The organism is Cytophagia bacterium CHB2 (assembly GCA_030263535.1).
GTDB lineage: Bacteria > Zhuqueibacterota > Zhuqueibacteria > Zhuqueibacterales > Zhuqueibacteraceae > Coneutiohabitans.
In genome coordinates, this window is record SZPB01000224.1 from 1 (window position 1) to 10,678 (window position 10,678).

The 10,678-nt window shown below is 52.9% G+C and carries 10 protein-coding genes; 2 read left to right on the top strand and 8 right to left on the bottom strand.

The window, feature by feature from the left end:
- The first annotated feature begins 965 nt into the window (after positions 1-965).
- Both FBQ85_19445 and FBQ85_19450 read left to right on the top strand, forming a co-directional pair.
- Positions 966-2,174, top strand: coding sequence for a metallophosphoesterase (locus FBQ85_19445; protein ID MDL1877311.1), 1,209 nt, complete (start codon positions 966-968; stop codon positions 2,172-2,174).
- A gap of 75 nt (positions 2,175-2,249) precedes the next feature.
- A complete protein-coding gene (locus FBQ85_19450; GenBank protein ID MDL1877312.1) occupies positions 2,250-3,647 on the top strand; it encodes an MATE family efflux transporter in 1,398 nt (465 codons plus the stop codon).
- A gap of 140 nt (positions 3,648-3,787) precedes the next feature.
- On the opposite strand, the gene mdh is transcribed toward FBQ85_19450, so the two are convergent.
- The 8 genes from mdh to FBQ85_19490 form a co-directional block, all read right to left on the bottom strand.
- Positions 3,788-4,714 carry a malate dehydrogenase gene (mdh, locus tag FBQ85_19455; GenBank protein MDL1877313.1) on the bottom strand — a complete coding sequence of 309 codons (927 nt, stop codon included), beginning with the start codon at positions 4,712-4,714 and terminating at the stop codon, positions 3,788-3,790.
- A gap of 111 nt (positions 4,715-4,825) precedes the next feature.
- A complete protein-coding gene (locus FBQ85_19460; GenBank protein ID MDL1877314.1) occupies positions 4,826-5,083 on the bottom strand; it encodes a 50S ribosomal protein L27 in 258 nt (85 codons plus the stop codon).
- A gap of 18 nt (positions 5,084-5,101) precedes the next feature.
- Positions 5,102-5,413: a 50S ribosomal protein L21 gene (gene rplU, locus FBQ85_19465; GenBank protein MDL1877315.1), complete on the bottom strand. Its 312-nt coding sequence runs from the start codon at positions 5,411-5,413 to the stop codon at positions 5,102-5,104.
- A gap of 154 nt (positions 5,414-5,567) precedes the next feature.
- Positions 5,568-7,169 (bottom strand): Rne/Rng family ribonuclease, encoded by a 1,602-nt coding sequence (locus tag FBQ85_19470; protein ID MDL1877316.1) that lies wholly within the window; start codon positions 7,167-7,169, stop codon positions 5,568-5,570.
- Positions 7,170-7,813: 644 nt separating this feature from the next.
- The gene (locus FBQ85_19475; protein ID MDL1877317.1) at positions 7,814-8,422 is read right to left on the bottom strand and encodes a YigZ family protein; all 609 of its coding nucleotides are present in this window, start codon (positions 8,420-8,422) and stop codon (positions 7,814-7,816) included.
- A 4-nt stretch (positions 8,423-8,426) separates the two neighbouring features.
- A complete protein-coding gene (locus FBQ85_19480) occupies positions 8,427-9,653 on the bottom strand; it encodes a 4-hydroxy-3-methylbut-2-enyl diphosphate reductase (protein MDL1877318.1) in 1,227 nt (408 codons plus the stop codon).
- A 31-nt stretch (positions 9,654-9,684) separates the two neighbouring features.
- Positions 9,685-10,167 (bottom strand): 23S rRNA (pseudouridine(1915)-N(3))-methyltransferase RlmH, encoded by a 483-nt coding sequence (locus FBQ85_19485; protein ID MDL1877319.1) that lies wholly within the window; start codon positions 10,165-10,167, stop codon positions 9,685-9,687.
- Positions 10,167-10,678: metal-dependent hydrolase (locus FBQ85_19490; GenBank protein MDL1877320.1), on the bottom strand; the 512-nt coding region annotated here is incomplete at its 5' end. The genes FBQ85_19485 and FBQ85_19490, both read right to left, overlap by 1 nt.

Below are 10,678 nucleotides of genomic sequence, written 5' to 3' on the forward strand. Positions count from 1 at the left end.
CTATCAAAATGAAGACGAGCTGTCACGCAACTATACTCACAATGAAGCAAGTCTGGCCGCGATTTATTCCGCCGGTTTTTCTTCACGGCTGCGTGCGCGCTACAGTTTCAACGACCGGCGGCATCAGCGTTTTGCCGAACACGATTACTTCGAACACCGGCTCGAAACGAGCTGGTTCAAACACTCGGCGCAAAATTCGTCGATTTTTATTGAGAATCTCTGGCGCCGGCGCGTTTATCGCCGCGGCATTTCCGACAGTACCTACGAAAACACGCACCAGGAAGGTTATCTGCGTGCGGATCTGCGGTTCGGCATCGGCGCCTCTGCCGCCCTGCGCCTGGAAAGCGATTTCACTAGTCGCGTCTATCCTGCGGAAGTACGCGACGATTTAGCGCCTGATTTTCTCGACCTCAAAGCCAATCCGCAAGTGCAATTCAAATTCATGCGCGACTGGCAGGCGAGCATAGGTTATCTCTTTTTGTTGCGGCAGTATGAAGCACATAACAGCCTTTTGGGTTATGCAGATTACTATGCTCACGGCTTCACACTCGGACTTGATCTTTTTACCACCAAAGGATTTTTGCTAAGCGCCAGTAATGCCTTTCAAGTCCGAACCTATCCTGACGTTTCTGCCGACAATTTGCTGCTCTCCAGTTCGTATTCCGACCGCAATATCAACTCCCTCCTGCTTTTTCTATCCTGGACCTTCCACCCCAAGTGGCAGCTTGGCGCATTCGCGAATTATGACAACGAAATCAGCCGACTCAAGGAAGCCAGCGACTCGCGCAACACGCTCTTTTCTGTTGATGTGACTTATTCATTCTAAAGCCAGAGCCTTTCTCTGCGAGCCATTTGTTCACCAATCATGCAATTGACATTTATTCGCAAAAGGAATTGCGTGATTTGCAGTCTGCGATTTCTTATATTGGCGTTTCAAAATTTTTAGAATAGCTATACAGGAGAACATGCGTACATTTATTCCGATGTTTGTCAATGCCGCGTTTGTTTTTTTGGTGTCAATGGGGATTTCCAAAGGCCTTCGCACTCTACATACTCGATGGTGGAAATACCGCAACGTTCGCCTTGCGGTCAGACTTCTTCCTGCACTCAGCATTTTTTTCAATACCTGTTGGGCGATAGCAGCCGCCATGAATGCAACCGAATTCATGGGCGTTAGCGCGGTCGTCTCAACCCTCGTATCTTTGTTTGCACTGGCAATCTTTTTCGCCCTGCCACTCACGAGTTTAGCGCACTGGATTGAAGATCGACTCGAGGCGCGCGCCTCAAAGCACACACCTGAGGGCGAATCGCTGAATTTGAGCCGGAGGCGTTTCTTGCGCACGACTGCCGTCGCCTTTCCTGCGATGTTCATGACCGCGAGTGCCAGCGGCTTTGCGCAGGCCTTCGGCGAGATCCGTATTCCTGAAATTCCGCTCCAGTTCAAACATCTGCCGGAGGGCTTGCGCGGTTTGAAAATTCTGCACTTTTCCGATTTTCATGTCGGCTATTACATACAATTACATGATGTCGCCAAGTTGCTCACGCGAGTGGCGGAACTCAAAGCAGATCTCGTTTTGGTGACGGGTGATCTCGCCGATCGTTTGAATCTTTTGCCAGAATTGCTGGAGATGCTGGCTTCACTTAAACCGCCGCTCGGTGTGTTTGCGTCGCTCGGCAATCATGAATACTTTCGCGGCATCAAAACTGTGCGCAAAAGCTTTGCCGCCGGACCGGTGCCCTTGCTGTGCAACGAAGGCGCGCGATTGTCCTGGAATGGTTCATCAATTTATCTCGGCGGCGCCGATGACCCGCAACGCATGATACGCCGGGACATGTCGGAGTTTTTTGAGGCCAGCATTGACGCGGCAATGGCAGACGCTCCGTCAGAGGCCTTTAAAATTCTTATGAGCCATCGCCCCACCGGCTTTACGCATGCCGCACACCTCGGCATCGATTTGACTTTGTCGGGGCATACGCACGGCATGCAAATCGGCCTTAACGGCCGCAGTTTGTTTGAAAACTGGGCGCCGGATAAATTTTTGTGGGGGCATTATGCGCGCGGCGCCTCACAGCTTTATACCTCAAGCGGCGCCGGGCATTGGTTTCCGGTGCGCCTGGGCTGCCCGCCCGAAGCGCCTTTGTTCATCTTGCAACGCAGCGAAGAAGCCGTATGATTCATGCGCGCCGTGCCGTTCATCTCGTGTCAATAAATTTGTAAAAAGACTTCAATCACACACACAAAGCAGATTATGGCAGAACCTCGTTCAAACACAAAAACGTTCGACCGTGAACTCATCGAAGGCCCGATTCTCAAAGCCTTTTGGCGGCTTGCCTGGCCGACAGTTTTACAAAACATGATCGGCGGCTTGCAAGGCATTATCGATCACGTGATGGTGGGCCAGTTCATTGGGTATACTGCCAACGCCGCGATTGGCGTGAGCTGGCAGATATTTCTGGTGGTAATCGTGTTCACCAGCTCCGTTTTCAGCGGCATGGGTGTTTTGGTCGCGCGTTTTGCAGGCGCGGGACAGCCCGATAAAGTCAATCGCGTGGTTTATCAAGCCTTTTTGACGGCGGTGGTCATTTCCTGTTTGATACTGGCGCCCCTGGGCTACATTTTTGCGCCGCAATTGTTGAATCTCGTGCATGCGCAGCCGGCCGTCAAAGCCGAAGCCCTGCCTTACTTGCGCTTGATGTTCGTGTTCAGCCTCGGCAAGATGCTCTTCTTCATGCTCGGCGGCGCCATGCGCGCGGCGGGTGACGCCAAAACGCCGCTGCGCCTTGGCATCGTTATGACCGTGCTCAACCTGATTCTTAATATGATACTCATCCCGGTATTCGGCACGGCCGGCGCCGCCATAGGCACAGTGTTCGCCGCCGGCATTGCTGCTGCGCTGGGCGTTTATTTGCTCTTTTCGCAACGACTCGTGGTGCAATTCTCGCGCAAGATGAATTGGCGGCCGGATTGGAGCATCATCACCTCGCTCTTTCGCTTCGGTTTGCCGACCGGCTTTCAGGGCGTTGCCATGAATCTTGCGGGGGTGATGATGCTGCGTTTCATCGGCTCGTTGCCGGAAAGCGCAGAAGCGCAGGCGGCTTATGCCGTGGGGTACACAGAATTGTTCTCGTTGATTACCTGGACGTCGGTGGGATTGATGGGCGCGACCGCGGCGCTTACCGGACAAAATCTCGGCGCGGGAAAAATTGAGCGTGCACGCTTAGCGGCGCACACCGCGTCTCGTCTCGGTCTCACGCTTGCCGCTGTGATCGGCGCGTTGTTTATATTCATTCCCCAACAATTGCTGGCGCTTTTTGGGATGACGGACCCGATCGTCGTCGATCTTGGCGTGCAACTGCTGCACTATTTGAGTATTTCGGGATTGTTCATCACGGTAGCGCTGTCTTATACCGGAGGATTGCAAGGTACGGGCGACACCCGCAGCCCGCTGTACATCACATTGATTTCACAAATCGCGATTCCACTCGGGTTCTGCGGTTTTTTACAGATGACGCGCAACTTACAAGCCCATGATATTTGGCTCGCGATCGTCATGGGGCACGCGTTGCGCGCCGTCCTTTCGTTTTTGCGCTTTCAACAAGGCAAATGGTCGAATATCAAAGTGGAGATCGAGCCCGCAAGGGCGTGACGCAAGCAAGCCCGAATCGGACACGAGGGCATTCCAAAGACTTCACAACCTAAATAGAGCCGGCAATATCTCTCGGCACAAACAAAAATGGGCGATCACGTGATCGCCCATGAATTTTGCACAAGTAACGTCAGGACTTTTTACAGCTTCAGTTTCGCGATGCTGGCTTGCACGTGGCCGGCGGATTCTTGCAGCATCTTCAATTCGGCCTCGTTCAATTTGACTTCATAAATTTTCTCAACGCCGTCTTTGCCCAACTTCACCGGCACGCCGCAATACACATTTTTCAAGCCATATTCGCCGTTGAGCCACGCCGCGCACGGCAATACACGTTTAGAATCGCGAATCACAGATTCGGCCATTTCCGCTACGGCGGCAGAAGGCGCATAATAGGCGCTGCCTTCTTTCAAATATTTCACGATTTCCGCGCCGCCGTTGCGGGCGCGATCGACGATGGCGTTGATGCGATCGGCGCTCATCAACTCGGTCAGCGGAATGCCGCCCACCGTGGTCAAACGCGGCAGCGGCACCATGTCATCGCCGTGGCCGCCCAACACCAGCGCGCTAATGTCGCGCACCGACACGCCCAATTCCATCGAGATAAACGTACGATAGCGCGCGGTATCCAGCACGCCCGCCATACCGAACACCCGGTTTGGTTCGAAACCGCTGACTTTCATCGCGACGTATGTCATGACATCCAGCGGGTTGGTGACCACGATGATTTTGCATTGCGGCGAATGATTGGCGATGTTCTCGGTTACAGTTTTGACGATGCCCGCATTCTTTTCCTGCAAATCATCGCGGCTCATGCCGGGCTTGCGCGCCAGGCCCGCGGTAATCACGACAAGATCGGAATTTTTGGTGAGGGAATAATCATTTGTCGAGCCAATCACTTTGCAATCAAATCCCTCTACCGGGGCCGATTCCCACAAATCCAGGCCTTTACCCGCGGGAATGCCTTCGAGAATGTCGATCAACACCACTTCGTTCGCCAGGCGCTTTTCAGCGACGCGCAACGCCGTCGTAGCGCCCACATGTCCTGCTCCAACCACTGTAATCTTCATATAGGCTCCTCTCACACATTTTTCGTGTCCGAACACGACTTCGTCCGAACAGTAAAATCCCACAATAAAAAAAGGCCAACTGAAGTTTATTCGTTGGCCTGCCTGATTTTTTTATGACTCTGTGATAATGCTGACTCTTTTCTTGGTCTTGCCCAAGCGGCTGAATTTGACTTTGCCGTTGGCGAGCGCGAAGAGCGTGTCGTCTCTCCCAATGCCCACATGGTCACCGGGGTGGATGCGCGTGCCGCGCTGGCGCACGAGAATGTTGCCCGCCAGAACTTTCTCGCCGTCATATTTTTTCACGCCTAGATATTGCGCGTTGCTGTCGCGACCGTTGCGCGAGCTGCCGACGCCTTTTTTATGCGCCATGAATAAACTCCTTGATTTTTAAGCAATAATACTGTCAATACGAACGATGGTTTTATGCTGGCGGTGGCCGTTAAGCTTGCGATAACCCTTGCGCCTTTTCTTCTTGAAAACAATGACTTTTGGGTCGCGATCCTGGTCCACAATCGTGCCTTCAACCTTGGCGCCGGCAACCGTTGGTTGGCCCACAACCACTTGGTCACCGTTGTTAACCATCAACACGCGATCGAAAGAAACGCTGGCGCCATATTCACCTGCCAGCTTTTGCGTGCGAATTTTCGCATCTTTTTCAACTCGGAATTGTTCGCCACCGATTTCCACCAAGGCGTACATGCCAAACTCCATTTTAATTTATGACTTGCCGAAAATAAAAAAGCGGTGCGCAATTTAACGAAAGCACCGCTTTTTGTCAAGGTCTAATTTCCCTCGATTTGCCGGCAATGGCAGACCTGTTCAGCGCCGCAAGACGCTGCGAACATTGCCCGGCTTACATCGTAATCTCCCGTCCATCTCGCTTCGAGACAAATTTGAAGTCTTCGAGCCGCAACGTATCATCCACCATGACTTGTATTTTCATCCAATACTTCCACATCAGGCGGCGGATGCGGCTACGGAATCCCAAGGTCAGAAATTTCATCATTTCCGAATGCACCACCAAGCCCAGCGAGCGCTCATTGCCGATGAACTTGTATCGCATCAGCCAACGCTCGATGCGCGTGAGCACAGTTGCCTTGGAGATTACACGTCCCGTTCCCTCGCAGGTCGGACACGAGTCGGAGTAGGAGAACAGCAAACTAGGTCGCACCCTTTCGCGCGTCATCTCAATCATGCCAAACTCACTGATTTGGCTGATGTTGGACTGTGCACGATCTTTACGGAGCTCGCGCCGGAATTCATCGTGAAGACGCTTTCGCATTTTGGGATCGGTCATGTCGATAAAATCGATGACAATGATCCCGCCAATGTCGCGGAGACGAAGCTGCCGGGCGATTTCACGCCCCGCCTCGAGATTAATCTTGAGGGCGTTTTCATCGTGGCCCGCGCGTCCCATGAATTTGCCGCTGTTGACATCAATGGCGGACAGAGCTTCGGCGTGATCGAACAGGATGTAGCCGCCGCTTCTCGTCCAAATTTTGCGCGACAGGCTTTTCTCAATTTCCTGCTCGATGCCGTACGTGTCGAACAACGGTTTCTTGCCGCGATACAATTCGACTTTCTCCACGAACTGCGGCGCGACGTCTTGCAGATATCTGACCGTCTGCTGGTGCAGCCGGCGCGAATCCACGACTACCCGATCGATATCAGGCGTAAATAAATCGCGAATTACGCTGGAGGCCATGGCGAGATCTTTATAAACCAGGCAGGGAGGCTTTTCTTTCTTGAGGCGGGCGTCGGTCTTTTTCCAAGTTGCTCTCAAATTGTCAAGGTCGGCGCGCAGGGCTTCTTCATCTTTGCCCACCGCCACCGTGCGAATGATGAGACCGAAACCATTTGGCTTGATCGCCTGCGCGATCTTTTTGAGACGCCGTTTTTCCCGGACGTCTACCACCTTTTTTGAAACGCCGACCATATCGCTGTTCGGTACAATAACCATATACCGCCCGGCGATCGACAGCTCCGTCGTGATGCGGCAGCCTTTCGTGCTGATCGGTTCTTTGATGATCTGCACCAAAATTTCCTGGCCCTCTTTCGGAATCGGCTTATGATAGGAATGCGGACGTTGCGGCGGCTGGCCGCTGCCCGAGGTTTCTTCAAGATCTAGAAACGCTTGATAGTCGAACAACGACTCACCAATATCGCTGAAATGAAGAAACGCATCTTGCTCATGTCCGATGTCCACGAAGGCCGCTCTCATGCCTTTCACGACATTCACCACCTTGCCGAGGTAAATATCGCCCACCATGCGCTCATTTTCCGGCCGTTCGGTCAGAAGTTCCACCAATTTTCCGTCTTCGAGGATTGCGATCCTTGTTTCGCCAACCGAGGAGTTGATGAAAATCTCTTTTCTCATATCACTCCTAGAAATTTGGTGGGAGTTGTGCTCGCGGCGGCTGGCCCGTACGAGCGTATTGCTGGATACTGTCGTCATACTCTCCCATATGATAGTAAGAGGTTCATCTTTGACGGATCGTTCTCTGCGCTTGCTTTTTGCGTTGGCAGCCCCGACCGCTTACGGGGCGTGAGCGATTCCCGACAATTTGGGATTCCGCATATCCCGCAAGAGGGCAAGCCTACCCGCGTCAAGCGCCAGTGAACGCTGCAATCAACTCAGAACATGCTCATGCTTCTGCTTCTGCATCTTTACGCGATCCGAAAGCACGAGCCTGAGTTCATGCAGGGTTGGCCGTGTTGGCTTCTACCGATTGTCAAAGAACGTTAAAAAGAAGGGATAGTCACCTATCCCTTTCACAACTTGAATTTAATAAAATCGGATAACCATTCTTAAAACCGAGGCGCCACATTGCCTGTGCCTATTTGTCGGGCAATTTCGCCTCAGGTCATCCGTTTGATCATCAATGACTTGATTAAAGTTTCAAGCTCAGAAATTCACGGAGGTGAATCTTTAGGTGGCCGAAAATACAGAAATTATGAGGAGAATGCAAGGGCTTTTTCCGGACAAATCATCGCGCTGGCATGAAAATTAAAACGGGGTAATATCTGTGTCGAAGGATCAGTACACACAATCATATTGCGCATACACATTTAGACTTCCCGGCATTCTTGCATTTGATATTATTCTACCAGCTTACTTTGCAAGCGCCCGGCGCTCAACTCATTCAACACGAGATTAAACTCGGGCGTTCGCTCGGCACGAATCTCGATCTCACGATTGACCTCAATGCCAAATTCACTTTTGATGATCTCGGCCTCGAATTGGTGCAAGACCCGGTCGACAATGCCGGAAAGTTGGTAGGCGTAATGCAACTCAAAGCGGCGGGTTGCAAATATCGGCAGCAAAGTCGCCTGCGCAATCGCCGCTTGCACCGCGCCGCTGTAAGCGCGCATCAAGCCGCCCACGCCAAGCTTGGTGCCGCCAAAATAGCGCGTCACCACCGCCGCAATATTCGTCAACTGATGTGACTCTAATGCTTGCAGCATGGGCCGCCCTGCGCTGCCGGAAGGCTCCTGAGCATCGCTGGCAAGCGCGATCAAACGCGCATCGCATCCCACGCGCAAGGCATAACAATTGTGACGCGCATCATGAAATTGGCGGGAGCGCTCGGCGATCAATTCCTCGGCTTGTTCTCGCGTTGCCGCCGGCGTTAACCAGGCGATGAAACGCGAGTCTTTCACGCGCAGCTCGCTTGCGCAAAACGAAGCAATCGTATAAAACTGGCTCACGTTTTCAGTTGATCATCCAATCTTCGACATTCAACCCGCGCAAGCTGGCGATGCGCGCAATCGCTTCACCGATTTTATTGTTGGGCGTCGAGGCGCCGGCGGTGAGGCCGATCTTCAGCTCGCCGCCCGGCAGCCAATGCTTGTCTTCGATTTCCGCGGGCGCGCTCACCGGTTTATGGCGGATCGTGGTGAGATCGATCAAACAACGCGCATCATCGATATGATAGGCGCGGGTGTAATGTCCGGCAATTTCAACGAGGTGATTGGTGTTGCTGCTGTTGTAACCGCCAATCACAAGCATAAGATCGAGGTTTTGTTTTTTCACTAATTCTAACACGGCATCTTGCCGGTCCTGCGTTGCGCTGCAAATCGTGTCAAAATTGCGAAAGTGTTCCGCTGCGGTGTCGGCGCCGTATTTTTCCATCATTGCGCGTTTCAGGCGTTCGGCAATGGCCAATGACTCGCTCGACAGCATAGTCGTTTGGTTGGCCACCCCAATTTTGATGAGATGGTGATCGGGATCGAAACCCGGCGAAATCGCGTTATTAAACTGCGCCAGAAAATCGTAGCGCGAGCGCCGGCCGGCAATGAACTCGCAAACGTTTTCCGTTTCCTCCATGTCGCGCACGATGAGATAATGGCCGTTGTCATACTTCATGGCCTGGCTGCTCGTCGCTTTGGTTTCCTCGTGGCTGTACTTGCCGTGAATCACGGAAGTAAAACCGTCGCGGGCATATTGTTCGACGCGCTTCCAAACATTCAACACCGAGCCGCAGGTGGTATCGACCAAGACACAACCGATCTCGGACAGTTGTTTGAGTTCCTGAATCGTCACGCCGAAGGCCGGCAAAATCACCACATCCTCCGGACGCAGCAGCGAAAAATCGTTGCCCCGGCTGTACTGCCCGCTCAAGAATCCAATTTTCATTTCGAGCATGCGATGATTGACGTGCGGATTGTGAATGATTTCGCCGGTGAGAAAGATGCGGCGCTCGGGAAACTTCTCACGCGCTTGATACGCGTATTCGACCGCGCGCTCGACGCCGTAACAAAATCCGAATTCCTTCGCCAGAAAAAATTGCAGGTTGCCGACGCGCAATGAAAAATCATGCGCGCGCAAATATTCAACCACCCCGCTGTGATAATCACGCGCTAGCTGTTCCTGGGCGAAGGCCTTAAGCCCCAGCCCTTTTTGAAAATATTGTGCTGCCGGTTTAGTGCTCGTGGAGATGAAGTCGCTCAACGAAATTTCCTTTCAATTGCTATTTGTGATATTTCTCGCCGCGCAAGATGGTGCAGCCGCGATAAAGCTGTTCCAGCAACACGATCCGGGCAAGTTCGTGCGGCAATGTCATGGTGGAAAGCGAAAGCCGGACATCGGCGCGTTTGATTAACTCCGCGCTCAATCCCAGCGGACCGCCCAACACGAAATCAAGCGCGCGCTGGCCGCCGGCAAAACAATGTTGCAGCCAGTCTGCAAACTCGGTGCTGCTCAGCGGCTTGCCTTCAATATTCAAAACAATCGCGCGGGCTTCCGGACGCAAGGCTTGCCGAATGTCATTCCCTTCCGCCGCGACTGCTTCTGCGTCTGCCTTGCCTTTGCCGACACGATCTTTAATCTCGACGATTTCGAGATCGAGATAATGCTGCAAGCGTTGCGCATAATCATTTGCTGCCGCCACCCAATGCGATTCGCGCAATTTTCCCACAGCGATCAAGCGAATTTTCAGCGGAAAATGCGGCATCAGAGTTCAAAGCTTTCGCCCGGACGGAGAATCTCCACGCGCGCGCCCAATTTGGCAACGTTGGCTGAAAATTCCCGGGGATCGGCGGCAATGACATCGAACGTGTTGTAGTGCATCGGAATAACGATCTTCGGTTTGAGAAATTCAACCGCTTTGGCCGCGTCATGGATTCCCATGGTGTAATTGTCGCCGATCGGCAGCAGCGCGAGATCGATCGCATTCATCTCGCCGATCAGTTGCATGTCCAGGAACAACGCCGTGTCGCCGGCGTGATAAACCACCTTGCTGTCGGCATAAATCAGAAAGCCGGCCGGGCTGCCGAGGTAAACAAAGCTGTCGCCGGTTTCAGAACCCGAGCCATGATGCGCAATCGTCAACTTCACACGGCCAAACGGAAAGTTGTGTCCGCCGCCGATGCTCATGCCGTGCGCCTTTGCGCCCTGCCAGCCGCAAAATGTCGCAATTTCGTGATTCGCGATGATCATGGCATTGTTGCGTTTGGCAATCGCCA